Origin of the sequence: Micromonospora sp. NPDC047740, from assembly GCF_043204735.1 — a bacterium.
Taxonomy (GTDB): domain Bacteria; phylum Actinomycetota; class Actinomycetes; order Mycobacteriales; family Micromonosporaceae; genus Micromonospora.
The window spans coordinates 215,393-239,645 of sequence record NZ_JBIDCT010000001.1 but is presented as its reverse complement, the minus strand read 5'-3'; the positions used below and the strand labels follow the sequence as shown (position 1 = coordinate 239,645).

Genomic DNA, 24,253 nt, shown 5'->3' with positions numbered 1-24,253 from the left:
GCCGCGCCATAGGTCAAACTCTTAGCCACACCCCGCCCGACACAGGGAGCAATGGCGATGGCAAGGAAAGTAATCACCGTTCTGACCGACGACCTTGACGGCGGAAAGGCCGATCGGACCGTCGAGTTCAGCCTGGACGGCGTGGCGTACACGATCGACGTCTCCGACGAGAACGCGGGCGTCCTGCGTAAGGCCCTGGACCCGTTCATCACCGCTGGCCGGCGGATCGGGCGCGGGCCGGTCGAGGCGGGTCGCGCGGCACGTCGGGCCGCCCGTCCGGCCACCTCGGGAATGGACCGCGAGCAGAACCGCGCCATCCGGGAATGGGCCGCGAAGAACGGCTACGAGATTTCCGAGCGGGGCCGCATCCCCGTCTCGGTGGTGGAGGCCTACAAGAACCGCTGAACCTCCTGGTTCACCGTCGGGCACACCGGGGTCACGCTGAGAAATCGGCATGACCCCGGTCGGCTTTTCCCCGCGTTAACAATTTTCATACCCGGGAGGAGAGCCGGTAGGGAACTCCACCCCCACGCCGTGACCGACACCACCATGGCCGGCACCTGACCGGCATCCTGTCGCACCCCTCGACTGTAATGACCGACGACGCCTGAGGTCATTACGAGCACGACGCACGGGGGTGGACGCATGGCGACCTGGTGGAGGCAGACCGGGGGCGGGTTGCCCCGCACCTTCTGGTATCTCTGGACCGCCACACTGATCAACCGGTTGGGCGGGTTCGTCGCCATCTACCTCGGCGTCTACCTGGTCTCCGTACGGCACTTCGACCCCTCGTACGCCGGCGTGGTGATCGGGTTGCACGGGGCCGGCAGCGCCCTCGGCACGCTGCTCGGCGGCATCATCGCGGACCGGTGGGGGCGGCGACCGGCGATGCTGGCCGGCAACCTCAGCGCCGCAGTCACCGCGGCCGCCCTGGGCCTCACCGGCCACCCCGTCGCGATCGCGGCGCTCACCCTGTCGCTCGGGCTCTGCCTCGGCGTGGCCCGGCCGGCCTTCACCGCCACCATCATCGACGTGGTCGGCGACCGCGACCGGCTACGCGCACTGACCCTCAACTACTGGGCCATCAACATCGGCTTCTCGGTGGCCGCCACCCTGGCCGGCGTGCTGATCCGGGCCGACCCGGTGCTGCTGTTCGTGATCAACGCGGCCGTGCTGCTGGGCACCGCCGCCCTGATCGCGGTCAAGGTGCCCGAGTCCCGCCCAGCCCCGGAGGTCGTCGCACCGCGCGCCCCGGCTGACCGGGGCGGCCTCGGCACAGTACTGCGCGACCGGGTCTTCCTCACCTTCACGGCGCTGACCGGGCTCATCTGGCTGTGCATCGAAGCGGACGTGATGCTGCCGGTGGCCTTGCAGGCCGACGGGCTGCCGGCATCGGCGTACGGGCCGGTCATCGCGGTGAACGGACTGATGATCGTGGTGGGGCAACTCTTCGTGCCACGGCTGATCGCCCGCTTCGACCGCTCCCGCACCATCGCGCTGGCAGCGGTGGTGATCGGCGCCGGGTTCGCCCTCACCGCGCTGGCCGACACCGTCTGGTTCTACGCCGGCACCGTCATGGTCTGGACGCTCGGCGAAATGCTCATGACGCCCGCCAATTCGGCGCTCACCGCCGACCTCTCCCCCACCGCGCAGCGCGGCCGCTACCAGGGCGTCTACTCGCTCGGCTACGCCTTCGCCAGCTCCGCCGGGCCAACCGTGGGCGGCCTGATCACCGGCCGGTTCGGCGACACCGAGCTCTGGCTGGGGCTGGCCGGCCTGGCGCTGCTGGTGGCGCTGGGCAACCTGCTCGCCGGGCCGGCCCGGACCCGGCGCATCGCGGCGCTGCGCATACCCGCCCCGGCGCCAGCCCGACCGGAACCCGCGCCGGTCTGACCGGGAACGGTCGGTGCCGCGGCCTTTCCACGGTTCGGTCCGCCGCCCAGCTCGGAAGATCCGCGTCATTCCCGCTGAGGTACCGCGGTGACGGTGCAACGGTGGATCGGGAGAATTCACGGCGCCGTTCCGCCGCAACCGGGTGGTCGATCAGTCGACCCAGAGATGGTCGAAGGCGAAGCCGCCGGCGAACTCGTCCCGCCGGGCGGCGAGCCGCCGGATCTGCTGCCGCAGCTCGTCCCGGTCCACCAGTGGCGGCTCGCCGACCTCGAGGTCGCGCAACCGCTCCCCGACCGCCACCGCGGCCAGGTCCTCGGCGAGCCGGCCCGGGTCCACCCCACAGGAGAAACGCTGCGCGAAGAGTTGGACCCGCTCGACCAGGCACCGGCCGGGCCGCACCTCGACCCAGCTCCACCCCTCGGCCGGGCCGTCCGCCCATTGCACGTGCAGCCCGCGGACGATCGGGTCGGCGAGGCGCCGCTCGACGAACGCCTCGACAGCGGCGGCCCGGGTCAGCGCCCCGAGGTCGTTGACCGGCCCGCGGCGGCCGTCGGGAAGCCGGCCGAGAATGTCCCGGAACCCGACCACGTCCCCGCCCTCCGGGCCGGATTGGGTGCCGGCCGCGTAGCTGCGCGCGTCGATGACGTACTCGACGAGGCGGCGGCCGTGCTCGGAGCCACGCAGCGTCGGCGACTCCACCCGCAGCATCGGCAGACCGACGGCCGCGCAGACCGCACTCGTCATCCGCTCGGCGCGCTGGGCGGAACCGGCGGGCACGGGCGCGGCGATCTGCAGGGCGAACAGCGGCCAGCCGGTGTCGGCCGCGCACACCACCAGGTCGAAGCCCTCCTTGCTGGCGGTGCTCCACTGGTGCCCGGTGATTCCCGGCGGGCGCCCCTGCACCAGCTCGCTCAGCCGCCGCGCCGCGTACCCGACCTGGCCGGCCCGGCTGAGCAGCGGGGCCGCCCCGCCGGTGATCGGACGCAGCCAGGACGCCGCCACGCTGCCGGTGCTCGTCATCTTCGCCAGATCCATCCGTCGGTCGATCGACGCCCGAGTGTATGCGTTCGATCATGTTCGTCGTGTCGCCGGTGCGCGATCGGGCGGGTCATACCCGTTCGTCACCTTCGCCGGAGCCCCGGTTCCGTGGTCCTCGTCCGCCATGAGTGCGCGGCGGGGAAACGGGTACGCCCCGCCCGTCCGGTCGGTCACCGCGCAGCGGAGGTGGACATGACACGCCATCAGTTCGGGTTCCTCGCCGGGTTCCTCCTGGTCGCGGTCTGGGCGCTCGGCGGGGCCGGCGCCGCGGCAGGCGCCACGCTGGCCGGGCTGGTGGGCTGGCTCCTGGTCCGGGTCCTCGACGGGGACGTCACCCTGCCCGGGCTCGCCGATCGGGCCCCCGCCGACCGGCACCGCTGAACGGAGGCGTCCGATGACCGGCACCCTGCCGCGGCGCGGCACGTCCGCCCATGATCGCCCGGTCGCGCCGGCCCGGCCCTGGACCGAGGAGTGGCTCGCCCGGCTCGCCGCGGACGCGGCGCGGCTGACCCCGGCCGTGTCCGGCCCGACGGCGGCCGTCCGGGTGGCCGGGCAGGCCGCCCGGATAGACCTCGACCTCGCCGTCAGCTACGGCGCGCACCTGCCCACGGTCGCGGCCGCGGTCCGCCGCCGGGTCACCGCCCGGATCGAGGCGCACACCGGCCTGGCCGTGGAGTCCGTCACCGTCACGGTGGTGGACCTGCCCCTGCCGGCCGCCCCGTCGCAAGCCGGAGGCGACCGCGCCCGGGGCGGCGGGATCCCGGCGGCCGGAGGTTGACGTGCGGACGGTCAACCGGGTCGCCACCCTGCTGCTCGCCGTCGCCCTGCTCGCCGGTGGGGCGCTCGCCGTCGCCGAGGGACTGCTCGCCGCGCTGGGCGGTCCCGGTCCGCTGGTCCACCGCTGGTACGCGACGCTGACCACCACCCGCTGGCAGGACGCCCCGGCCCGGGCGGTCGCCGGCGGCGTGACCCTGCTCGGGCTGGTGGTCCTCGTCGCCGAGCTGCGCCGGTGGCACCCGGCCCGGCTGCGGCTCGCCGAGGACGACCGCTGGCACCTGCACCGCCGGTCGATGGAACGACGGCTGGCCCGGGCGGTCTACGCCGTGCCCAGCGTCCGGCGGGCCCGGGTACGCCTGCGCCGGCGGGGAGACGCCTGGCGACCCCGGGTGACCGCCACCGCCGACCCGGCGGCCCGCGCCGACGTCGAGTTCGCCCTGCGCCGGGAACTCGACCGGCTGGCCGCGCCACGCCGGGGCCGGATCGACATCCGGCTCCTACCGGCCCGGCGGGCCACGTGAGCAACGCCGCGCACCGGCTGCTGTGGACGGTGCTCGCCCTGGTGCTCGTGGCCGCCGGCGGGACCGCGCTGGCGGTCGGGCTGGGCTGGCTGCCGGGCGGTGGCGCCCCGTTGCTGGGGGCCGGCCCGGCCAACTGGTGGCGGGCGGGTACGCCGTGGAGCGGTCTCGCGGTGGCGGTCGGCGGGGTGCTGGCGGCCCTGCTCGGGCAGCGGTTGCTGGCCGCCGGGCTGCGCGTGCCGGGCCGGCTCGCCGGCACGCTGGCGCATCCCGGTGACGGGGGCGGGCGTACCCGGGTGGCAAGCGAGGTGCTGACCGCCGCGCTGGAGCGGGACCTGTGCCGGGCGCCCGGGGTACGCCGGGCCCGGGTGGTGCTCACCGGACCGGTCAGTGGGCCGGACGTCTGGGTGGAGCTGAGGGTCGACCCTTGCGCCGGTCTCGGCGCGGCCCGCGCGCACGTCGACGCGGCGGTCCGCCGGTTCGCCGCGACGGTCGGCTGCCAGCCGGCGCACCTGGACGTGACCGCCCTGGTGGACGAAGCCCGGCCCTGAATCGGCAACGCCAGCCCGACGCGTCCGGCCCCGCGACGCGACCTGGAACCGCCGCCGCTTCCCGGCTGGTCGACCGGCTGGGGCAGCATGTGCGGGACTGAGAGGGGGCCCGACGTGCGGGTGGTGTCGCTGGTGCCGTCGTTGACCGAGGCGGTGGCGTTGACCCGGCCCGAGGTGCTGGTCGGGGCGACCGACTGGTGCACCCATCCGGCCGGGCTGGACGTCGCCCGGGTCGGCGGGAGCAAGTATCCGGACCTGGACCGGGTGCTCGCACTCCGGCCCGACCTCGTGCTGCTCAACGAGGAGGAGAACCGGCTCGCCGACGCGGACGCCCTGCGCGCGGCCGGCGTACCGGTGCGGGTCACCTTTCCCCGCACGGTGCCGGAGGCGCTGACCCAGCTCGGCGAGCTGGTCGCCGCGCTCGACGTGACGGACGAGCCGGACTGGTTGCGAGCCGCCCGGCGGGCCTGGACCGACCTGCCCACGCCAACCAGCTGGCGGGCCGCGGTGGTGCCGGTGTGGCGGCGGCCGTGGGTGGTGCTCGGCCGGGACACCTTCGCCGGTGACGTGCTACACCGGCTGGGCGTGGCGAACCGGTGGGCCGGCCACGCGGAGCGGTATCCCCGCCCGAGCCTGGACGAGCTGCGCGGACGACGGCCCGACCTGGTGGTGCTGCCGGACGAACCGTATCGGTTCACGGCCGGCGACGGGCCGGAGGCGTTCCCCAGCGTACCGGCCACGCTAGTCTCGGGCCGCCACCTGACCTGGTACGGGCCCTCCCTCGCCGAGGCCCCCGCGCTGCTCGCCGCCCAGCTCGCCCGTCTCGTCTGAGCCCGGCATGGGCCCACCCGATCGGGGTGGGCCCACGGACGGGCCGGTCAGGCGACCGGGGTGGCGTGCACCGGGTCGAGCTCCATGAACGTGGTGTCGTCCACGTCGTACCCGATGGCGTTGTGGACCACGACGACGCCACCGACCTGGCCGGCGAGCCGGCCGCGAGGTCGACGGCGCTGCGCCGGTCCAACCGCCCGTCCAGGGTGACCTCACCGTCACGGACCCGGACGGTGACCAGGCCGTCCCGGACCGCGAGCACCCGGCGCAGCACCTCCTGCACCACGTCCTCGCGGATCTCCGCGTCGCTGCGCAGGTGCACCCGGAGCAGGTCGCTGCGGGTGACGATGCCGACCAGCCGGCCGAGGTCGTCCAGCACGGGCAGCCGCTTGACCGCCTCACGGTCCATCAGCCGGGCCGCCGCCGCCAGTCGCGTGCGGGTAGGTGGTCACCGCCGGTGCGGTCATCAGCTCCTCGGCAAGCTGCGCGTCCGCCTTCTCCCGGGCGGCGCGCCGGCGCCGTCCGGCGAAGATGCGCCGCTCGTCGGGTTGGCCGGCCCGCTCCACCTTGTGCAGCAGGTCCGCCTCGGAGACCACCCCCAGCACCCGCCGGAAGGAGTCCACCACCGGCACGGCGCTGACGCCCCGCCGGATCAGCACGTCGACGATCCGGCGGTACGGGCTCGCCGCCTCCACCGTCGCCACGTCCGTGGTCATCACGTCGCCCACCTGCCAGGTTCGCATCACAACCTCCTCGGTCCACCCACGACGCTAGGACCGTCACGGTGGCCCTGGTCAGAGGCGGTGGACCGGCCTGGGCAGGCCGACCGGACCGGGCCGGAACAGGTCCAAGGTCCCGGGCGGGCACGGCCCGGTCGGCCCTGCCCGCCCCGCCTCCGCGGAGCTGGAATGGAGTTGCCACCGGAAAGCGCGGTGCAGCCACCAGAAGGGACGTGGAGACCATGACCGCGACGATCGAGCGGGTCACCGCCAACAACAGGGTTCCGGCCAACACCAGGGTTCCGGCGGCCGCCACCACCCGCAACGTCGAGACCACCCGCCAGCGGGCGGCCCGCTACGTCCTCGCCGGACTGCGGATCGCGCTGGGCTGGACCTTCCTGTGGGCCTTCCTGGACAAGCTGTTCGGCCTCGGGCACGAGACCGCCGCGAAGAACGCCTGGATCAACGGCGGCAGCCCCACCAAGGGCTTCCTGACCTTCGGGGCGGCCGGCCCGTTCCAGGGTTTCTACCAGGGCATCGCCGGCGCGGCCTGGGCGGACTGGCTGTTCATGCTCGGCCTGCTCGGCATCGGCGTGGCCCTGCTGCTCGGCATCGGCACCCGGATCGCGGCGGTCACCGGCGGGCTCCTGCTGGTCATGATGTGGACGGCCGTGCTGCCCCCCGCGAACAACCCGTTCCTGGACGACCACCTGATCTACGCCGGTCTGCTGGCCGTCCTGGCTCTCGTCGGCGCCGGCAACACCCTCGGCCTGGGCCGGCCCTGGACGCGGCTCCCCATCGTCCAGCGACTCCCCTGGCTCAAGTGAACTGATCACCTGGGCGGGCGTCACCGAAGGTGGCGCCCGCCGTGGCGTACCCCGACCCTTTCCCGGGACCCGCGGGTATCGGCCGGTCGCGATCCGGCAGGATCGACGGGGACCACACCCGGAACACCGAGGAGACCCGCTCATGCAGAAGCCCGAGGTTGGCCCGATCGAGGGCGCGCCGCCCGCCGATCTCGTCATCGACGACATCACGGTCGGCGAGGGTCCGGAGGCCCACCCCGGCCAGCTCGCCACCGTGCACTACGTCGGCGTGGCCCACTCGACCGGCCGCGAGTTCGACGCCTCGTGGAACCGGGGCGAGCCGTTCGAGTTCCCGCTCGGCGGGGGCCAGGTCATCGCCGGCTGGGACCAGGGCGTGGTCGGCATGAAGGTCGGCGGCCGGCGCCGGCTGACCATCCCGCCGCACCTGGGCTACGGCGCCCGGGGCGCCGGTGGCGTCATCAAGCCGAACGAGACGCTCGTCTTCGTGGTGGACCTGCTCGGCGTCCGCTGACCCGGCCGACCAGGGCCGTCGGCACCCACGCCGGCGGCCTGGTCCGTCCCGCCGGGGCGGTCGCGCCGCCCGGCCGCCACGAGGGCGGCGTCAGGCCGCGACCAGCTCCCCCGCGACGGCCGACTCCCGGACCGGCATCACCCGGTGCAGACCGGTGGCCCGCAGCACCCGGGCGACCACCGGGCCGGGATCGACCAGGACCAGCTCGCCGCCGCGGGCCCGGACCCGCAGGTGCGCGGCGACCAGCGTGCGCACCCCGGCCGCGGAGAGCAGCCGCACCCCGGAGAGGTCCACCCGCAGCACGGGCCGCGCCGGGGCCGCCCAGAGCGCGGCCCGGAACGATCCCACGGTGGCGATGTCGATCTCGCCGATCGCCCGGATGTCCACCTCGTGGTCGCCCACGCTGATCTCGACGTGGAACCGGTCGCTGTGCTGCCCCATGCCGAGAAACCTATCCCGGGGGACCGACACTTCCCGCCTGCCGAAACCCGGGATCCGGGTACGTCCCGGGTCCAACCCCGAGAGCCTCAGGGGATCCCCCCGGACCCGCACGCCGGCCACCGCGGACGCGGTGGTGGTTGGTGCCGCGCTGGTCTCCGGCGCGCTGCCCGATGTCGCGCGACACGCCGCTGGCAACTGCCCGACCGGGCATCGGCGGGGAACAATGACCGGATGGCCGTCCCCCGCCGGCGCCCGCCGCTGCTGATCCGGCCGGTCCGTGAGCCGGCCACCGTGCCCCCGCCGCTGGACGGGCCGTGGGCCCCCACCGACGACCGCCTCGACCGGGCCGACCTGCTGCCGCTGCCTGACGGCGGGCACGGTCCGGAGGACGTGCTGATCGACCCGGAGGGCAGGGCGGTCAGCGGCGACGAGCAGGGCCGGCTCTGGTGGTGGCCAGCGGACGCCCCAACCGGCACCCGGCCCACCCTGCTCGCCGAGACCGGCGGCCGGCCGCTCGGCATCGAGGTGGACCCGGTCGACGGCGGGCTGCTGGTCTGCGACGCGTACCGGGGGCTGCTGCGGGTCACGCCGGACGGGGCGGTGCGCGAGTTGACCGGCAGCGGGGAGGTGCATCTCGCCGACAACGCCACGGTGGCCCGGGACGGCACGGTCTACTTCACCGACAGCTCCGATCGGTTCCCGCTGTCCCACTGGAAGCGGGACCTGCTGGAGCACCGCCCCAACGGGCGGGTGCTCGCGTACGACCGGCGGACCGGGCGCACCGAGGTGGTGACGAGCGGCCTGTACTTCCCCAACGGGGTGGCGTTGGCCCCGGACGAGTCGGCGCTGATGCTGGTGGAGACGGCCACGCACCGGCTGCTCCGGGTGGACCTGCCGGAGGGGCGGGCCACCGTGCTGGCCGATCTGCCGGCATACCCGGACAACGTGTCGGCGGTGGGCGACGGCACCTACTGGATCGCGCTGCCCAGCCCCCGGCTACCGAGCATGGAGAAGCTCCTGCCGCATCCCCGGGTGCGCCAACTCGTCGCGCTGCTGCCCGGCGCGGTGCAGCCGCAGCCCCGCCGCTACGGGCTGGTCGCGCTGGTGGACGGCGCCGGGCGGGTGCTGCGGACGCTGCACGGGCCGAGCGGGGCGTACCCGATGATCACCGGGGTGCGGCAGCACGGGCAGCAGCTCTGGCTGGGCAGTCTGACCGCCGCGGGCGTGGCCCGGGTGGACCTGAGCTGACGGACAGAGCCGGCCCGCCGTGGCTCCCGCAGGGGCACCGCCGGGCCGGCCTCGGTCGTTCCTCCCCGGTGGTCAGCCGCCGCTGCTGGAGGGCGCGGGAGCGGGCGCCGACCCGCCGGCCACCGCGCCCGGGTGCGGCGTGGCACTGACCGTGGGCTTGAGCCCGGCCGGTACGGGCAGCGCGCTGCCCTTGGCGAACTCGTCCCAGCCGACGTTCCAGGCGGTCCACCCGTTGCCGGCCTGCAGCTGCACCTCGGTGCCCTTGACCGTCACCAGGTCACCGACCTGGGTGATGCCCATCAGCCAGTCCGCCGCCGCGTTGGAGACGTTGGCGCAGCCGTGCGAGACATTGGTGTAGCCCTGGTCCCCTTCCGACCACGGCGCGGCATGGATGAACTCGCCGCCCCAGGTGAGGCGCTGGGCGTCGTCCACGTCGACCACGTAGCCGCCGTTCGCCTCACCCCGGGTGTCGAAGGTGGTCCGGTCGAACTTCTCCATGATCACCATGTTGCCGCTGGAACTGGGCGTGTCCGGCTTGCCGAGGCTGACCGGGATCTTCTTGAGCAGCTTGCCGTCCTGGTAGACCGCCATCTGCTTGGTGGCGTTGTCGATGTCCAGCGAGACCTGCCGGCCGATCTTCGAGGAGGCCGACCGGTCCGCGTCGCCGATCCGGTCCGTGCCGATCGGCAACCCCTCCAGCCCGGCCCGCACGCTGATCTTCGTGCCCGGCTTCCAGAAGTCCGGCGCCCGGTAGTAGACCTGCGTGCCGTCCCCCACCCACGACCAGGTGCCCGGCTGCGGCGGGTCCGTCTTCACGAACAAACGGCGCTGCACGTCCGCCCGGGCCTCCTTCGGAATGCCCGGCTCGAAAGCGACCACCAACGGCATCGCCGTCCCGTAGGTCTGCTCCCCGCTGAAATACAAAGTGCTCTTGATCGCCTGTTTGGTCGATTTCGCCATCGTCGTGAACGTCGTCTTCTGCGTGCTCGTCCGCCCCTTGTCGCCGGTGGCGGTCACCTCCGCCGTGTACGTCCGCGAATTCTGCAACGGCCGGGTCGGCACCCAGCCCGACCCGTCCTCGCGCGGCTCGGCCGGCACCTGCGCGCCCTTGTCGTCGGTCAACCGCACGCCGGTGATCTTCCCGTCCTTGACGGTGGCCCCCACCTCGGCGCTGACCGGCACGTCCTTCGTCTTGTCCGCCGGCGTCACCGTGATCGACGGGGGTGCGGCGCCCTTGCCGCCCACCGACTTCGGTCCGGCGGTGCACGCGCCGACCGCCAGTGGCGTGGCTGCGATGGTCACCGCGAACAGCGTCATTCGCCGCCTCAGGTCCATTTCCCCACCCCCATTTCCAGTCCCTTCGTTCCCATTCTGTCGGTCATCTGAGAAGCTGTAGGCCGTTCCGAACAATTGCTTGAACCAGGCGACTTAAGTTTTGTCGACCGCGTACGGAATGACATTTCTTCGCCCAGTCAGTCCCATTCGTCGTCGCCGTGGTTGCGTTCCCACCGGCCACCGATGGGCGGGGTGTCCAGCCGGGTGGGGCCCTCGGCGTTCCCGGCCAGGTCGTTGTCCTCGACCCGGCAGTCCACGCAGCTGCCCCGTTCGGTGATCCAGAAGCCATGGGTCTGGGTGGCCGGGCGCAGACTGTCCCAGATCCGGTTGCCCCGGATGCTGGCCGAGTCGAGTGCGGCGTGCACGGTGATGCCCGCCCGCGTCTCGGGCGCCGCCGACAACTCGTACCCGGTGCCGGGCACCGGGACGTCGGCGCTCCAGGCGGTTATCGCGTCGGGGCGGACCGGCGCCAGGGTGAGCTCGGTGGCATTGTTCGCGGCCACCAGCGCCATCCGGCCGTCGACCCGGACCACCTTGCCCCGGTGCTCGTCCTCCTGCCACTCGGCCCGCCGGTCGACCACCAGCTTCTCGCTGTACCGCACCGAGTCGCCGCCGCCCCGGACGACCGGGCCACACTGCCGCCCGTTGCTCCGGATCCGGTTGCCGGTGATGATCGCGTCGACGATCGGCCGGTCGATCCGGATCGCGTCCAGGCTGTTGCCGTAGAAGTCGTTGCCCTCGATGACGACCTCCCGGGCGCACTCCTGCTCCTCGCCACCCAGGCTGCGCTGGTGATACCCGTACCGGCCGTTTCCCGTGATCCGGTTGCCCCGGATCGTGTACGGGCCGGGGGTGTTGCCGATGCTGACCCCGTCGCGCACGTTGCCGTCGATCACGCAGTCGCTGAGAATGCCGCCCCGACCGGCGGTGCCCGTGGTGCCCTTGGCCGAGACGTGGAAGCCCGCCTCCAGGTTCCCGGTCAGCGTGCAGGCGGAGACGATCAGGCCGTTGGCGCCCCAGTCGGAGATGCCGAACCGGTTGCCCTGGGCGTGGCAGCCGACGATCCGGATCCCCCGCGGCCGCAACGCCCCGGCCTGCTGCAACTCCAGAAAGATCCCGCTGGTGGCGTTGCCGACCGACGAGCAGTTGACGATGTTGACCCGCTCGATGCTGCCCCACCCGCCGACCCCGATGCCGATGCCGGCCCCGCCCATCTCGGTGCCGTTGTCCAGCCGCCCGCAACCGGCCACCAGCAGACCGTCGATCAGGCAGTCCTGGAGGAAGTCGCAGCCCAGGCCGGTGGCCGCGGTGTGGTGGATGTAGAGGTTGCGGAACACGCCCCGCACGACGTACTGCAGGCCCAGCCCCTTGGCCAGCGGGTTGTACTCGGCCGACGCCACCCCGGAGCCGTCGATCTCGAAGTCGGCGAAGGAGCAGTCCGCCAGGTGCCGCTCCCGATCGGCACCGTGCAGCGCCGCCGTGTGGAAGGCCAGCGGGGTGGGATCAGCCCGGTTGCCCGAGTTGCTCAGCACGAACCGGGTCGCGCCCGGACCGGCGCCGAGCAGCGACACCCCGCTGCGCCAGACCGTGCCGGCGTCCCGGATCGAGTACACCCCGGGCGGGCAGTAGATCACCCGGGCCCGCCGGTCGGCGGCGTACGCGTCCCCCAGCCGATCCACCAGCGCGGCGAACGCGGGCTGGTCGTTGGTCGTCCCGTCCCCGGTCAGCCCGTGCTGCCGGGCGTCGCACATCAGCGGCGCGCCGGCGACCGGGTGCGGGCGTACGCCACCGGCGGAGGGCACGTGCGAGTGCTCCATCCCGTTCCTCCCCCTCGGCGACCGGGCTCGCATTCCCGGTCCCGCAGCGGAGAAACGGCGGACGGCCCCGGCCCCGGGCGTGGACGGGGCCGAGGCCGGGTCGGTGGGTCAGACGTTCGCCACCAGCAGGGCGGGCTGCTCGACGCAGTCCGCCACGTGCCGCAGGAAGCCGCCGGCCACGCCGCCGTCGCAGACCCGGTGGTCGAAGGTGAGGCTGAGCTGCGTCACCTTGCGGACCGCGAGCTGCCCGTCGACCACCCAGGGCTTGTCCACGATGCGGCCGACGCCGAGCAGCGCCGCCTCCGGGTGGTTGATGATCGGGGTGGAGCCGTCCACACCGAACACCCCGTAGTTGTTCAGGGTGAAGGTGCCGCCGGTCAGCCGCGCCGGGGGCAGGCTACCGGCCCGGGCCGCGGCGGTGGTCTCGGCGAGGGCGGCGGCCAGCTCCCGGGTGGTCAGCCGCTGGGCGTCGCGGAGCACCGGGACGACCAGGCCCCGGTCGGTCTGCGCGGCGATGCCCAGGTGCACCCCGGCCGACTGGATGATCCGCTGCCCCTCGGTGTCCACGTGCGCGTTGAGCTGCGGGTACTTCCGCAGACCGCTCAGGCAGATCCGGGCCAGCAGGGCCAGGATGCTGACCGGCGCGTCCGGGGTGGCGGCGTTGATCGCGGCCCGGGTCGCGAGCAGCCCCGTGGCGTCCACGTCGACCCAGATGGTCACCTCGGGGATCTCCCGCCGGCTGCGGGAGAGCTTGTCGGCGATGGCCTTGCGGATGCCGGTCAGCGGGATGACCACGTCACCGTCCCCGTCGGGGGCGAGCCCGACATGGGGGTCCGGCACCGCGGCCAGCCGGGTGGCCGGGGCGGCCGAGGCGACCTCCACGTCGGCGCGGCGGATCACCCCGCCGGGGCCGGTGCCGCGTACCGACGCCAGGTCGATCCCGCGCTCCTTCGCCAGCCGCCGCACGATCGGCGAGATGACCAGGGCGCTCGGCCGCGTGGCCTCGGCCGCGACCACGCCGGCAGCGGCCGGGGCGGTGGCGGTCGGGGCCGGGCCGGCGACGGCACCGACCGGCGCGGCCGACGGGGGCTCCGCGGCCAGCGCGAGCCGCGGGCGGCGGCGCCGGCGGCCCGAGCCGCCGTGCCCCGTGCCGTACCCGATCAGCACGTTGCCGGAGCCGGCGCGCTCCTCCTCGCGGTAGGTGGCGTGCGGGTCGTCCCCTTCCGCACCGTCGAGTGGGGCGATGGTGATCAGCGGCTGGCCGACCGGGCGGACCTCACCCGCCGCGCCGTGCAGGGCCACGACCCGGCCGGCGTACGGGCAGGGCACGTCGACGACCGCCTTGGCGGTCTCCACCTCGACCACGGTCTGGTCCACGGTGACCACGTCGCCGACGGCGACCCGCCACTCGACGATCTCCGCCTCGCTGAGCCCCTCGCCAAGGTCCGGCAGGAGGAAGTCGCGAGTCTGCCGGGTGGTGGTCATGCCGCCACCTCCCTGCGGTCGGCGTCGTCATGACCTGCGGGGCGGAGCCGAATGATTCGCTCGCTGCGCTCGCTCATGCCGCCACCCACCGGGTGTCGGGCTGGTCGTCCCACTGGAGGCGGGCCACCGTGTCCAGCACCCGATCCACCGAGGGCAGGTGGGTATGCTCCAGCATCGGCGCCGGGTACGGGATGTCCAGGCCGGACACCCGCAGCACCGGGGCGTGCAGGGCGTGGAAGCAGCGCTCCTGCACCCGGGCGGCGATCTCCGCGCCGACCCCGGCGAAGCCCTGCGCCTCCTGGATCACCACGCACCGGCCGGTCTTCCGCACCGACGCGGTGACCGTGGCGTCGTCGAACGGCACGATCGTGCGTACGTCGACGACCTCCAGGTCCCAGCCCTCCTCGCGGGCGGCCTCGGCCGCCTCCAGCGCGACCGGCACCGCCGGCCCGTACGCGACCAGGGTGGCGTCGGTGCCCGCCCGGCGCACGACGGCCCTGCCGAACGGCGCGGTACGCGCCGGCAGCTCGGCCTCGGCGCTGGAGAAGTAGAGCTTCTTCGGCTCCATGAACACGACCGGGTCCGGGTCGTCGATCGCCTCGCGCAGCAGCGAGTACGCGTCCTCGACCGTGGCCGGGGTGACCACCTTCAGGCCCGGGGTGTGCGCGTAGTACGCCTCGGAGGAGTCGCAGTGGTGCTCCACGCCGCCGATGCCGCCGGCGTACGGGACCCGGATGACGATCGGCACGCTGAGCGCGCCCCGGGTGCGGTTGCGCAGCTTCGCCACGTGCGAGGCGATCTGCTCGAACGCCGGGTACGCGAACGCGTCGAACTGCATCTCGACCACCGGCCGCAGCCCGGACATGGCCAGGCCGACGGCGAAGCCGACGATGCCGGCCTCGGCGAGCGGGGTATCGAAGCAACGCTTGTCGCCGAACCTGGCCTGCAGGCCGTCGGTGATCCGGAAGACGCCGCCCAGCTGCCCGACGTCCTCGCCGAAGACGACCACCCGCTCGTCGTCCAGCATCGCGTCGGCGAGCGCGGCGTTGAGCGCCTTCGCCATGGTCATGGTGGCCATCAGGCGTCCCCCTCCTCGTCGCGGGCGGCGGCCAGTTCGGCGCGGACCTGCTCACGCTGCTCGACCAGCTGCGGGGTCGGCTCCGCGTACACGTGGTCGAAGAGGCTGAGCGGGTCCACCGCCGGCTGGGCGTTCATCCGGTCGCGCAGCGCGGCCGCGTACGCCTCCGCCTCGTCGGCGATGGCGGCGACCGCCGCGTCGTCCAGCACGCCCCGGGCCCGCAGGTAGATCTCCAGCCGGGCGATCGGGTCGCGGTCCCGCCACGCCTCGACCTCCTCGGCGTCCCGATAGCGGGTCTGGTCGTCGGCGTTGGTGTGCGGTTCCATCCGGTAGGTGTGCGCCTCGACCAGGAACGGCCCCTGGCCCGACCGGGCGTGCTCCACCGCGCGGGTGAGCACCGCGAGCACGGCCACCGGGTCGTTGCCGTCGACCTGCTCGCTGGGTACGCCGTAGCCGATGCCCTTGTACGCCAGGCTCGGCGCGGCGGTCTGCCGGGACAGCGGGACGCTGATCGCGTACTTGTTGTTCTGCACGAAGTAGACGACCGGGGCCTTGAACACGGCGGCGAAGTTGACGCCCTCGTGGAAGTCGCCCTCGCTGGTCGCGCCGTCGCCGATGAAGGCCAGCGCCACGGTGTCCCGCCCCTGGTACGACTCGCCGTAGGCCAGGCCCGCGGCGTGCACGCACTGGGTGGCCAGCGGGGTGCACTGCGGCGCGGTATGCCGGGCCGCCGGGTCGTACCCGCAGTGCCAGTCACCGCGCAGCAGGGTGAGCACCTCGACCGGGTCGATGCCCCGGGCGGTCAGCGCCATCGACTCGCGGTAGGTGGGGAAGACCCAGTCGGTGTCGTGCAGCGCGAGGACCCCGCCGACCTGGCAGGCCTCCTGGCCGCGCGAGGACGGGTAGACGGCGAGGCGACCCTGCTTGGTCAGTGCGGTGGCCTGCACGTCGAAGCGGCGGCCGACGACCATCCGCCGGTACATCTCGCGGAGCGCGTCGAGCGGCGGCTCGGGGTAGTCGTCCCGGGCCGGCAGCGGAGTGCCGTCCGGGTTCAACAGACGGACCGGCTCGGTACGCGGCAGCAGCCCGGCCGACGGGTCGGCGGCGGCGGGGGTGGCCTTCCGGCGGGTGCGGGGGGATGCCCTGCGGACCGCCTGGGGTGTGGTCGTCACGGCGGGGACCTCCTGGACGTGTGGTGGACCTATGCTCACGCCGTCGGATGATTGACTCAAGTTGCCCGTTGAACGCGGGACGAATGGCATGACTGGGAGCGGTTCATGAGCCAGGAGACCAGCCCGGTACCGGGCGTGGCGGGCGGAACGGGACGTTCGGCCGGGCCGCTCGACGAGGTGGACCGGCGGATCCTGCGCGAACTGGTCGACGACGGCCGACTCTCCATGCGCACGCTGGCCGAACGGGTGCACGTCTCGCGCACCAACGCGTACGCCCGGGTGGAGCGCCTCATCCGGGACGGGGTGATCACCGGGTTCCGGGCCCGGGTGGCGCCGGAACCCGCCGGGCTGGGCACGTCGGCCTACATCGCGCTGACCATCGAGCAGAACACCTGGCGGGAGGTGTCCGAGGAACTGGCCCGGGTGCGCTACGTCGAGCACGTGGCGCTGCTCAGCGGCGAGCACGACGTGCTGGCCCTGGTCCGGGCGCCGGACAACGCCACCCTGCGGGACGTGGTGCTGGAACGGGTGCAGAGCATCGCCGGGGTGCTGTCGACGCGCACCTGGCTGGTCTTCGAGGAGTTCGACGGGACGCAGACCCTCTGGCCGTAGGCGTCAGCGTTCCGGCGGCGCCTCCAGGCCCTCCCGGTCGGCCAACTCCAGCAGCGGCTCCAGGGAGAACCGGCGGTCGTCCAGGCCGGCGTGCGGGTCGCCACGCTCGGCGAACCGGGCCGGCAGGCTCACCACGTCGAAGTCCTCCGGCCGCGCGTCGTCCAGCTCCGACCAGTCCAGCGGGGCGGAGACCAGCGCCCGCGGGGTGGGCCGGATCGAGTACGCCGACGTGACGGTGTGATCGCGGGCCATCTGGTTGTAGTCCACGAAGACCGGCCGGTCCCGCTGCTCCCGCCACCAGGTGGTGGTCACCAGGTCGGGCAGCCGGCGCTGCATCTCCCGGCCCAGCGCCAGCACCGCCCGCCGGCACTCGCCGAAGCTCCACCGCGGCTCGATGGACAGGTAGACGTGGATGCCCCGACCGCCGGTGGTCTTCGGGTAGCCGACCAGCCCCAGCTCGTCGAGGAACGCCCGCACCTCGTGGGCGACCGGGACCACCTGGGCGAAGTCCACCCCGGGCATCGGGTCGAGGTCGATGCGGAGCTGGTCGGGATGCTCAACGTCGCCGGCGGACACCGGCCACGGGTGGAAGCGCAGAGTGCCCAGGTTGACCGCCCAGATCACCACGGCCAGCTCGCTCGGGGCCACCTCGTCGGCGGTCCGGCCGCTGGGGAAGGTGATGTGCGCGGTGCGCACCCAATCGGGCGCCCCGGCGGGCAGCCGCTTCTGATAGAACGCGTCGCCGCGATTGTCCTGCCGGGTGGCGATCTTCGCGCCCTCGAACACGCCGCGCGGCCACCGCTCCAGCATGGTGGGCCGGTCGCGCAGAGCGCGCAGGATGCCGTCGCCGACGGCGAGGAAGTAGCGGACCACGTCGAGCTTGGTCAGCCCGCGCTCCGGGAAGTACGGCTTGTCGGGGCTGGAGACACGGACCACCCGCTCGCCTACCCGGATCTCCTCGGCCGCCGTGGTCGCCACGCCTCACACGGTAGCGGGCTACGGGCCGCCGCGGTCGCCCGCCGCGCAGCGGGCCGATCAGGAGATCAACGTGATGCCCACGACGACGAGCGGCAGCCCGACGAACAGGAAGATCCCGACACCGGTGAGGACCCGGCCACCGCCCCCGGTCTCCTGCTCGGGTGCGAGCCCGAAGGCGGCCCGGGCGCCGAGCATGCCGACCCGGCTGAGGGTGAGGTCGCCGGTGACGCCGAGCAGCGCCCCGACGACGACCAGGGCGATACCGAACCGGGTGACAAACTCGCCGCCGGACACCGCCACCCAGACGCCGGCGGCGACCGCGACCACCACCAGCGCGATCGCCAGCAGCACCAGGGCTTCCCGCAGACCCTTGAGGACCGTCATCGATGGCTCCATCCCGTCGTGTCGGACGGGACATTCTGCTCCACCGATGGGTCTGCCCGCTGCCCCGTTCGCGACAGCGGTCAGTCGAGCGGCACCATCCGGGAAGGGCTGGAGTCGCGGCAGCCGGGACCGGGCGGCGTCCGTCCGGCCCCGGCCACGCCGGTGCTCAGCGCCCTTCCTGCTGCATACGCGCCATGAGCATCTGCTTGCCCTGGTCACCGGCCTTGCGGTTGTTCTCCTGGATCTTGCGGAACCAGTTGGCGAGCTCCGTGTCGCCGCGCTTGTCCGCGTCGGCGATGTACGTGTCCATCCGGTAGATGTTCTCCAACGACATCTGCACCGTGTGGATCAGGTCGTAGTTCTTGTCCCGTACCGGACTCATCTGTTCCTTGGTCATGGTCGTGGCCACGACACACCTCCCCCTGTCTCGGCTTCCGGTGGCGCCAGCGCTTACCCGCCTGCGGCCGGTTCACGCGCCGCCCGGCCGAGGGCCGCCCGACGGCCCGCACGGTTACGCCCGCCGCGCCCGGGTACCGGTGGCCGCATGGCGGAACTGGCGGCGCTGTGGATCGTCCGGCACGGCGAGAGCACGGCGAACGTCGCGGCGAGCCGGGCGGAGGCGGCCGGCGCCGAACTGACCGGCCTCACCCAGCACCGCGACGCGGATGTGCCGCTGTCGCCGACCGGGCAGGAGCAGGCCCGGGCCACCGGCCGCTGGCTCGCCAAGTTGCCGGGGACGCACCGGCCCGACGTGGCGGTGGTGTCGCCGTACCTGCGGGCGGTGCAGACGGCCGAGCTGGCGCTGGCCGGCACGGGCATCCCGGTCAGCCGGGACGAGCGGCTGCGCGACCGGGAACAGGGCATCCTCGACGGCCTGACCGAACACGGGGTGCGGCAGCGGTATCCGGCGGAGGCGGAACGTCGGGCCCGCCTCGGCACGTTCTACTACCGGCCCCCCGGCGGCGAGTCCTGGCCCGACGTGGCGCTTCGGCTGCGCGCTCTCCTCGGTGACCTGCGCCGCGACCACGAGGGTCGGCGGGTGCTGCTCTTCGGCCACGACGCCCTGGTCTTCGTGCTCCGCTACCTGCTGGAGGGGCTCACCGAGGACGAGCTGAGGGGGCTGACCCGGGACTACTCGATCGCCAACTGCTCGGTCACCGGCTGGTCCGTCGACGCCGCGGGGCGGCTCGCCCCGGAGATGTTCAACGACGTCACCCACCTGCACCCCCGAGCCAAGCAGCCGGAACGTGGGTCTGCCGACCCAAGGACCAGCTACGGGCCTGACAGCGGACGGGCTTGATGGCTCCTCCCCTGCCCGGTGGACCGCAGCTGCCGGCCGCGACCGGGCTCCGTACCGGGGCCGGTCCTACGTGGCCGGTCCGTAGCGGGACCGTAGCCAGGCGATAGCGAGCTGGCCCAGGCTCGCGGCGGGCGCGGGACATCCCCGCCGCCCGTTCCGGGTCTCTCGCCAAGGAGTTCCATGGGCAGGCTCAGCTCAACGAGACGGTGGGGTGCCGCGGCGCTGACCACCGCAGCCCTCAGCACCGGTGCCGTCGTGCTCCCGACCACTGCGGCGCACGCCGCCGCACCCAATGATCACGTCCTCTACTGGAACGATGTCCTGGTGCGCACGTACCGCCAGCTCGGCGGAGCGCCGGGGCCGCTGGCCCGCGCCGGCGCCATGCTGCACGGCGCCATCTACGACGCGGCCAACTCGGCTCTCTGCGCGGCCGGCGACGCCCAGTGCATCGGTCAGCCGTACCGGGTCAAGGTCTCGCCCACGCCCGGCATCGTGCCGGACCTCGCCACCGCCATCGACTATGCCGCCTACGACACGCTGCGCAGCGTGTTCCCGGGCGTCAACTTCGACGCCGACCTGTCCACCGCGCAGGAGGGGACGGCCAGCTCGCCGGCCCGGACCGACGGTCAGCGGATCGGCTCGGCGAGCGCACAGGCGATGATCAGTTTCCGGACCAACGACGGGTCGCCGGACAACTCGACGTTCCCGTTCAGCGACACCCCGGGAGTGTGGCGGCCGACCGGCTCCGGCGCCGCCGCCACGCCCAGTTGGGGCCTGGTCAAGCCGTTCGCGATGACCTCCGGCGCCCAGTTCCGTCCGGGCTTGCCGGCCGGCTACTCGGACTTGGCCAAACTGCTCGCCAGCCCCGAGTACGCGACGCAGGTCAACGAGGTGAAGGACCTCGGGCGGTACAACAGCACGTCCCGCACCGCCGACCAGACGCAGGCCGCCTGGTTCTGGGCCAATGATCTCGACAAGCTCACGTACAAGCCGCCAGGCCAACTCTTCGCCCACACCCAGATCGTGGCGAAGTCGGCGAAGCTGACCCAGGCCGGGAACGCTCGGCTCTTCGCCCTGGTGGCGATCGCGCTGGCCGACGCGGGGATCGTGGCGTGGGACGCGAAGTACCAGACCCCGATCGCCCTGTGGCGGCCGGAGAGCGCGATCCAGCTCGCGGACACCGACGGCAACCCCGCGACCAAGTCCGACGCCAACTGGAAGCCACTCTCGGCCGACGACAAGGGGGTGAACTTCTCCCCGCCGTTCCCGGCCTACACCTCCGGGCACGCCACGTTCGCCGGAGCGTGGGCGAGCGCGATGACGGGCTTCTTCAACACTGACGCGTTCAGGTTCACCGCCACCACGCAGGATCCACACGCGGCAGGAGTTACCCGAACCTTCGCCACCTTCAGCTCCGCTGCCACGGAAAATGCCCGCAGCCGGGTCTACCTCGGCGTGCACTACCAGTGGGACGCCGACGCGGGGATGTCGTCGGGCACCGCGATGGCGAACTACGTCACCGCAAACTTCCTCCGCCCGACCACGTCATACACCTTCGACGGGTTCTACCTCAACGGCAGCAAGATCGGCGACTACATCGACGCCGCCCCGCCGCGGAGCTTCACCTTCGGATTCGCCATCAAGGACTCCGCCGGTACCCCCGTGACCGACTCCGGCGCCGTGACCGGCACGTCATGGAACGGCCACCCCGGGGGCGCCGTGAATTCGGCGCCGATCTACAACCCGACCACCGGGCGGATCGAGGTCAGCACCCTGGCCAACCGGAACTGTTCTGGACCGCAGCTCTTCTCGGTCCTGCTCCGGGACGGCTCGACCCACTCCATAACTGTCGACTGCAACGTCGTCTGATCTTCATCGGCCACCGCGGTCATGCTGGCGTGGGCCCGGCTTTCGGGTCCACGCCAGCCATCAGCCGGTCCGGCCAGCGAGAGGCTCAGCGCCTCAAGCTGGCGACGTACGTCCCGCAACAACTGTTCGGTCAGCCGCAGACACTCCAGCGTCGCCGCCAGCGCTTCCCCGTCGACCGTTGACGGCGCGGTCGGCTCTTCCTCCAGCAGGTCGCGGTAGGCCGCCACCAGTTCCCGGCCCGGGTCCAAACCGAGCTCCTCGCGAAGGAGCCGGCGAACCTGGTGGTAGGTGGCGATCGCCTCGCCCCGGCGGCCCGCACCGTGCAGTGCCACCACCAGATGCCGCCAGAACGTCTCCCGCAACGGATGCTCAGCGACCAGCTCGGTCAACGTCGGAACGATTTCCTGGTGCCGCCCGAGGCGCAGCTCCAGCCCGAACAACTCACCGAGCACGTCCAGCCGCCGCTCCTGCAGGCGGACCCCGGCGAGCTGAGCGAACGGCGCATCGACGTTGCACAACGGCGGCCCGTGGTACAGCTTGAGCGCTTCGCGGAACAGTGCCGCGGCCGCGTCGAGCTGGCGGCCCGCGCTCAACGCCCGACCGCGCTGCACGAGCTGGTCGAAGACCAGAACGTCGATCTCGCCAGGCGACGCGTGCAGCGAGTAGCCGGCCGGATGGGTGCTTATCTTGACACCCTCGATGCTCTGGAACAGGGCCCGCAGCGCCGAGATCTGCACCTGCACCTGGGTCCGCACGGTCCGTGGCGGAGCCTCGCCCCAGACCGCCTTGATGATGTCGTCCATCGGAACCACCGCGCCGCTGTTGATCAGCAGCAGCGCAAGCACCGCACGCAACCGGTTGCCGCGGATGTCGAGCGGGCTGTCCTCTGAGCCTACGGTGAGCGGTCCCAGAAGCCGGAACCTCATGAGCGGTGGAATCGGGCAGGAAGGTGAGTTGGCAGGAGAGTGTGCAGCTCGAGCATGGCGTCCCCCGTCACGCTTAGCAACATCAGCAATTCGCGGCCGTAACTGTAGGAGTTCTTGGATGCGTGGGCAAGGGCGCAGCTCACCAGGGTTGACGCGGCGATCGAGTCCCACTCATGGGTCACCGTCTGACGGTTGTTGTTCGTCCGTTCGGCTGTGTGTAACACCACAGCAACTCCCTACGCTGATCCCTCGAAAGCGAGCAGCCTGCTCGTTTTCCGCCGACCCCCTGTCCGCCAGGCAGTGGGGCTCGGCTGGATCGGCCCTCTGGGAGTCTGTGTGAAGAACCTTCGTCGCAAGACACTGGCCGCAGCGTCCGTCGTGGCGCTCGGCGTCGGCCTCGCCACCACCGGCGGGCTGGCACCGGCGGCCGCAGCCGGACCGGACACCACGTTCCTGGTCCTCGCCCCACAGGGCGGCAAGACCGACAAGGCCGCCGCCCGCGTGGCGGCCGCCAAGGGCACCGTCGTGGCCAGCTACGACCAGATCGGCGTGCTCGTCGTCCGCTCGACCAACCCCGACTTCGCCACCCAGGTGGCGGGCGCGGGCGTCGAGTCGGTCGCGTCCACCGCCGGCCTGGGCACCGCCCTCGACGAGGGCGAGACCATCGAGGTCTCCGCGGAAGAGGTCGCCAACGCCACCGGCGACCCGACCAAGGAGCCGATGTACGGCCAGCAGTGGGACATGGACATGATCCACGTCCCGCAGGCCCACGCCGTCAACAGCGGCAACTCCAACGTCGTGGTGGGCGTGCTGGACAGCGGTATCTCCAGCAGCCACCCCGACCTGGCCAGCCAGATCGCCAAGGACAAGAGCGTGTCCTGCATCGGCGGTGTCACCGACACCACCGAGGCGGCCTGGAACCCGACCAACTCCGACCACGGCACGCACGTGGCCGGCACCATCGCCGCCGCCGTCAACGGCGTCGGCGTGACCGGCATCGCGCCGGGGGTGAAGGTGGCGGCGGTCAAGGTCGTCGACAACGGCGGCTCCATCTTCCCCGAGGCTGCGGTCTGCGGGTTCATGTGGGCCGCCGACCACGGGATGCAGCTGACCAACAACAGCTACTTCATCGACCCGTGGGAGCTGAACTGCCGCAACGACGCACGCCAGCGCCCGGTATGGCAGGCCGTGCAGCGGGCCATCCGCTACTCGCAGTCCAAGGGCGTGCTCAACATCGCGTCCGCGGGCAACTCGAACTACGACCTGGCCCACAAGAACACCGACTACGACAGCCCGAACAACCTGCCGGAGGGGCAGGATCCCACGCCTCGCGTGGATCTCAACAGCGCCTGCCTTGACCTGCCGGCCGAGGCGCCCGGCGTGGTCACCGTCTCGGCGGTGGGCCCGACCGGGCAGAAGAGCTACTACTCGTCGTACGGCCAGGGCGTGGTCGATGTGACGGCCCCGGGTGGTGACAGCCGGTTCCGCACCCAGGGTGCCCGCTCCACCTCCACCGATACCATTCTGTCGACCGTTGGACGACTGAACGCCCAGGGCAACATGGTCAACGGGTGGGGTTACAAGCAGGGCACCTCGATGTCCGGCCCGCACGCCACCGGTGTCGCGGCGCTGGCGCTGTCGGCGCACCCGGGCATGACCCCGGGCCAGCTGTCCGCGTTCCTGGAGCGTACGGCGGTGGCGCAGTCCTGCCCGGCGGGCGTCTACGACCCGGTGCCGAACTGGCCGGTGCCGATTCCGCCGGCCACGTGGCCGCACAACATCGGCCCGTCGTACTGCTCCGGCGGTGCGCGGAACGGGTTCTACGGCGCCGGCATGGTCGACGCGTTCAACGTGGTCAAGTAACACCCGCACCACCAGCGACGGGGTCCGGCGTTCCCACGCCGGGCCCCGTCCTGCTGTTTGCGCTGTTCCGGGCGGGGGTA

The 24,253-nt window shown here is 72.8% G+C and carries 25 protein-coding genes and 1 pseudogene; 14 read left to right on the top strand and 12 right to left on the bottom strand.

What is annotated here, in order from left to right; genetic code table 11:
• The first annotated feature begins 57 nt into the window (after positions 1–57).
• The gene (locus ACGF4F_RS01145) at positions 58–405 is read left to right on the top strand and encodes an Lsr2 family protein (protein ID WP_357435780.1); all 348 of its coding nucleotides are present in this window, start codon (positions 58–60) and stop codon (positions 403–405) included.
• 240 nt (positions 406–645) lie between these two features.
• A complete protein-coding gene (locus ACGF4F_RS01140; protein WP_357435783.1) occupies positions 646–1,893 on the top strand; it encodes an MFS transporter in 1,248 nt (415 codons plus the stop codon).
• A 150-nt stretch (positions 1,894–2,043) separates the two neighbouring features.
• Here ACGF4F_RS01140 and ACGF4F_RS01135 read toward each other — a convergent pair whose 3' ends face one another.
• Positions 2,044–2,913 carry a hypothetical protein gene (locus ACGF4F_RS01135; RefSeq protein ID WP_357435785.1) on the bottom strand — a complete coding sequence of 290 codons (870 nt, stop codon included), beginning with the start codon at positions 2,911–2,913 and terminating at the stop codon, positions 2,044–2,046.
• A 210-nt stretch (positions 2,914–3,123) separates the two neighbouring features.
• Between ACGF4F_RS01135 and ACGF4F_RS01130 the strand changes: the two genes are divergently transcribed.
• The 5 genes from ACGF4F_RS01130 (at position 3,124) to ACGF4F_RS01110 (ending at position 5,608) form a co-directional block, all read left to right on the top strand.
• The gene (locus ACGF4F_RS01130) at positions 3,124–3,312 is read left to right on the top strand and encodes a hypothetical protein (RefSeq protein WP_073833396.1); all 189 of its coding nucleotides are present in this window, start codon (positions 3,124–3,126) and stop codon (positions 3,310–3,312) included.
• Positions 3,313–3,325: 13 nt separating this feature from the next.
• The gene (locus ACGF4F_RS01125) at positions 3,326–3,709 is read left to right on the top strand and encodes an Asp23/Gls24 family envelope stress response protein (RefSeq protein WP_357435787.1); all 384 of its coding nucleotides are present in this window, start codon (positions 3,326–3,328) and stop codon (positions 3,707–3,709) included.
• 1 nt (position 3,710) lies between these two features.
• On the top strand, positions 3,711–4,229 hold the full coding sequence (locus ACGF4F_RS01120) for a hypothetical protein (protein ID WP_357435789.1): 519 nt from the start codon (positions 3,711–3,713) through the stop codon (positions 4,227–4,229).
• On the top strand, positions 4,226–4,777 hold the full coding sequence (locus ACGF4F_RS01115) for a hypothetical protein (RefSeq protein ID WP_357435790.1): 552 nt from the start codon (positions 4,226–4,228) through the stop codon (positions 4,775–4,777). Before ACGF4F_RS01120 ends, ACGF4F_RS01115 begins: the two co-directional genes overlap by 4 nt.
• Before the next feature lie 114 nt (positions 4,778–4,891).
• Complete coding sequence (locus ACGF4F_RS01110; RefSeq protein WP_357435792.1) at positions 4,892–5,608, top strand: helical backbone metal receptor; 717 nt, start codon at positions 4,892–4,894, stop codon at positions 5,606–5,608.
• Positions 5,609–6,006: 398 nt separating this feature from the next.
• On the opposite strand, the gene ACGF4F_RS01105 is transcribed toward ACGF4F_RS01110, so the two are convergent.
• Entirely contained in the window at positions 6,007–6,351 is a 345-nt protein-coding gene (locus ACGF4F_RS01105; protein ID WP_357435795.1) for a CBS domain-containing protein, read from the bottom strand.
• A 209-nt stretch (positions 6,352–6,560) separates the two neighbouring features.
• Between ACGF4F_RS01105 and ACGF4F_RS01100 the strand changes: the two genes are divergently transcribed.
• Positions 6,561–7,154, top strand: a complete 594-nt coding sequence (locus ACGF4F_RS01100) for a DoxX family protein (protein ID WP_393073687.1) — start codon at positions 6,561–6,563, stop codon at positions 7,152–7,154.
• Between the two features lie 142 nt (positions 7,155–7,296).
• Positions 7,297–7,665 carry an FKBP-type peptidyl-prolyl cis-trans isomerase gene (locus ACGF4F_RS01095; protein WP_393073684.1) on the top strand — a complete coding sequence of 123 codons (369 nt, stop codon included), beginning with the start codon at positions 7,297–7,299 and terminating at the stop codon, positions 7,663–7,665.
• A gap of 90 nt (positions 7,666–7,755) precedes the next feature.
• Here the strand turns inward: ACGF4F_RS01095 and ACGF4F_RS01090 are convergent, their stop codons facing one another.
• Positions 7,756–8,106, bottom strand: a complete 351-nt coding sequence (locus tag ACGF4F_RS01090) for an STAS domain-containing protein (RefSeq protein ID WP_357435799.1) — start codon at positions 8,104–8,106, stop codon at positions 7,756–7,758.
• A 231-nt stretch (positions 8,107–8,337) separates the two neighbouring features.
• On the opposite strand from ACGF4F_RS01090, the gene ACGF4F_RS01085 reads away from it, so the two are divergent.
• Positions 8,338–9,354, top strand: coding sequence for an SMP-30/gluconolactonase/LRE family protein (locus ACGF4F_RS01085; protein WP_357435801.1), 1,017 nt, complete (start codon positions 8,338–8,340; stop codon positions 9,352–9,354).
• Between the two features lie 72 nt (positions 9,355–9,426).
• Here the strand turns inward: ACGF4F_RS01085 and ACGF4F_RS01080 are convergent, their stop codons facing one another.
• From ACGF4F_RS01080 to pdhA, 5 genes are all read right to left on the bottom strand, one after another.
• Positions 9,427–10,689: an Ig-like domain-containing protein gene (locus ACGF4F_RS01080; RefSeq protein WP_393073680.1), complete on the bottom strand. Its 1,263-nt coding sequence runs from the start codon at positions 10,687–10,689 to the stop codon at positions 9,427–9,429.
• Between the two features lie 137 nt (positions 10,690–10,826).
• The gene (locus tag ACGF4F_RS01075) at positions 10,827–12,506 is read right to left on the bottom strand and encodes a right-handed parallel beta-helix repeat-containing protein (RefSeq protein WP_357435804.1); all 1,680 of its coding nucleotides are present in this window, start codon (positions 12,504–12,506) and stop codon (positions 10,827–10,829) included.
• A gap of 108 nt (positions 12,507–12,614) precedes the next feature.
• Positions 12,615–13,991 carry a dihydrolipoamide acetyltransferase family protein gene (locus tag ACGF4F_RS01070; RefSeq protein WP_357435805.1) on the bottom strand — a complete coding sequence of 459 codons (1,377 nt, stop codon included), beginning with the start codon at positions 13,989–13,991 and terminating at the stop codon, positions 12,615–12,617.
• A 73-nt stretch (positions 13,992–14,064) separates the two neighbouring features.
• Entirely contained in the window at positions 14,065–15,069 is a 1,005-nt protein-coding gene (locus tag ACGF4F_RS01065) for an alpha-ketoacid dehydrogenase subunit beta (protein WP_357435807.1), read from the bottom strand.
• The gene (gene pdhA, locus ACGF4F_RS01060) at positions 15,069–16,274 is read right to left on the bottom strand and encodes a pyruvate dehydrogenase (acetyl-transferring) E1 component subunit alpha (RefSeq protein ID WP_357435977.1); all 1,206 of its coding nucleotides are present in this window, start codon (positions 16,272–16,274) and stop codon (positions 15,069–15,071) included. The genes ACGF4F_RS01065 and pdhA overlap by 1 nt, the downstream gene beginning before the upstream one ends.
• A gap of 72 nt (positions 16,275–16,346) precedes the next feature.
• Between pdhA and ACGF4F_RS01055 the strand changes: the two genes are divergently transcribed.
• Positions 16,347–16,853, top strand: coding sequence for an Lrp/AsnC family transcriptional regulator (locus ACGF4F_RS01055; RefSeq protein WP_357435808.1), 507 nt, complete (start codon positions 16,347–16,349; stop codon positions 16,851–16,853).
• A 3-nt stretch (positions 16,854–16,856) separates the two neighbouring features.
• Here the strand turns inward: ACGF4F_RS01055 and ACGF4F_RS01050 are convergent, their stop codons facing one another.
• The 3 genes from ACGF4F_RS01050 to ACGF4F_RS01040 form a co-directional block, all read right to left on the bottom strand.
• Positions 16,857–17,831, bottom strand: coding sequence for a DNA primase small subunit domain-containing protein (locus ACGF4F_RS01050; RefSeq protein ID WP_357435810.1), 975 nt, complete (start codon positions 17,829–17,831; stop codon positions 16,857–16,859).
• Between the two features lie 57 nt (positions 17,832–17,888).
• The gene (locus ACGF4F_RS01045) at positions 17,889–18,215 is read right to left on the bottom strand and encodes a hypothetical protein (protein WP_357435811.1); all 327 of its coding nucleotides are present in this window, start codon (positions 18,213–18,215) and stop codon (positions 17,889–17,891) included.
• A gap of 166 nt (positions 18,216–18,381) precedes the next feature.
• A complete protein-coding gene (locus ACGF4F_RS01040) occupies positions 18,382–18,624 on the bottom strand; it encodes a hypothetical protein (RefSeq protein ID WP_357435812.1) in 243 nt (80 codons plus the stop codon).
• A 135-nt stretch (positions 18,625–18,759) separates the two neighbouring features.
• Between ACGF4F_RS01040 and ACGF4F_RS01035 the strand changes: the two genes are divergently transcribed.
• Positions 18,760–19,515, top strand: a complete 756-nt coding sequence (locus tag ACGF4F_RS01035) for a histidine phosphatase family protein (protein WP_393073672.1) — start codon at positions 18,760–18,762, stop codon at positions 19,513–19,515.
• A gap of 180 nt (positions 19,516–19,695) precedes the next feature.
• Positions 19,696–21,384, top strand: coding sequence for a vanadium-dependent haloperoxidase (locus ACGF4F_RS01030; protein ID WP_357435815.1), 1,689 nt, complete (start codon positions 19,696–19,698; stop codon positions 21,382–21,384).
• A 215-nt stretch (positions 21,385–21,599) separates the two neighbouring features.
• Here ACGF4F_RS01030 and ACGF4F_RS01025 read toward each other — a convergent pair.
• Positions 21,600–22,310: pseudogene (locus ACGF4F_RS01025) on the bottom strand (BTAD domain-containing putative transcriptional regulator); the annotation flags it as partial.
• Between the two features lie 336 nt (positions 22,311–22,646).
• Here ACGF4F_RS01025 and ACGF4F_RS01020 point away from each other — a divergent pair.
• Complete coding sequence (locus tag ACGF4F_RS01020) at positions 22,647–24,173, top strand: S8 family serine peptidase (RefSeq protein ID WP_357435817.1); 1,527 nt, start codon at positions 22,647–22,649, stop codon at positions 24,171–24,173.
• Positions 24,174–24,253: the final 80 nt, after the last annotated feature.

What these genes read in the sequence shown, in the direction of transcription:
- ACGF4F_RS01145 (WP_357435780.1), top strand. Translation starts at nt 58, where the DNA reads ATGGCAAGGAAAGTAATCACCGTTCTGACCGACGACCTTGACGGCGGA.
- ACGF4F_RS01140 (WP_357435783.1), top strand. Translation starts at nt 646, where the DNA reads ATGGCGACCTGGTGGAGGCAGACCGGGGGCGGGTTGCCCCGCACCTTC.
- ACGF4F_RS01135 (WP_357435785.1), bottom strand. Translation starts at nt 2,913, where the DNA reads ATGACGAGCACCGGCAGCGTGGCGGCGTCCTGGCTGCGTCCGATCACC.
- ACGF4F_RS01130 (WP_073833396.1), top strand. Translation starts at nt 3,124, where the DNA reads ATGACACGCCATCAGTTCGGGTTCCTCGCCGGGTTCCTCCTGGTCGCG.
- ACGF4F_RS01125 (WP_357435787.1), top strand. Translation starts at nt 3,326, where the DNA reads ATGACCGGCACCCTGCCGCGGCGCGGCACGTCCGCCCATGATCGCCCG.
- ACGF4F_RS01105 (WP_357435795.1), bottom strand. Translation starts at nt 6,351, where the DNA reads ATGCGAACCTGGCAGGTGGGCGACGTGATGACCACGGACGTGGCGACG.
- ACGF4F_RS01095 (WP_393073684.1), top strand. Translation starts at nt 7,297, where the DNA reads ATGCAGAAGCCCGAGGTTGGCCCGATCGAGGGCGCGCCGCCCGCCGAT.
- ACGF4F_RS01090 (WP_357435799.1), bottom strand. Translation starts at nt 8,106, where the DNA reads ATGGGGCAGCACAGCGACCGGTTCCACGTCGAGATCAGCGTGGGCGAC.
- ACGF4F_RS01085 (WP_357435801.1), top strand. Translation starts at nt 8,338, where the DNA reads ATGGCCGTCCCCCGCCGGCGCCCGCCGCTGCTGATCCGGCCGGTCCGT.
- ACGF4F_RS01080 (WP_393073680.1), bottom strand. Translation starts at nt 10,689, where the DNA reads ATGGACCTGAGGCGGCGAATGACGCTGTTCGCGGTGACCATCGCAGCC.
- ACGF4F_RS01075 (WP_357435804.1), bottom strand. Translation starts at nt 12,506, where the DNA reads ATGGAGCACTCGCACGTGCCCTCCGCCGGTGGCGTACGCCCGCACCCG.
- ACGF4F_RS01070 (WP_357435805.1), bottom strand. Translation starts at nt 13,991, where the DNA reads ATGACCACCACCCGGCAGACTCGCGACTTCCTCCTGCCGGACCTTGGC.
- ACGF4F_RS01065 (WP_357435807.1), bottom strand. Translation starts at nt 15,069, where the DNA reads ATGGCCACCATGACCATGGCGAAGGCGCTCAACGCCGCGCTCGCCGAC.
- ACGF4F_RS01055 (WP_357435808.1), top strand. Translation starts at nt 16,347, where the DNA reads ATGAGCCAGGAGACCAGCCCGGTACCGGGCGTGGCGGGCGGAACGGGA.
- ACGF4F_RS01045 (WP_357435811.1), bottom strand. Translation starts at nt 18,215, where the DNA reads ATGACGGTCCTCAAGGGTCTGCGGGAAGCCCTGGTGCTGCTGGCGATC.
- ACGF4F_RS01035 (WP_393073672.1), top strand. Translation starts at nt 18,760, where the DNA reads ATGGCGGAACTGGCGGCGCTGTGGATCGTCCGGCACGGCGAGAGCACG.
- ACGF4F_RS01030 (WP_357435815.1), top strand. Translation starts at nt 19,696, where the DNA reads ATGGGCAGGCTCAGCTCAACGAGACGGTGGGGTGCCGCGGCGCTGACC.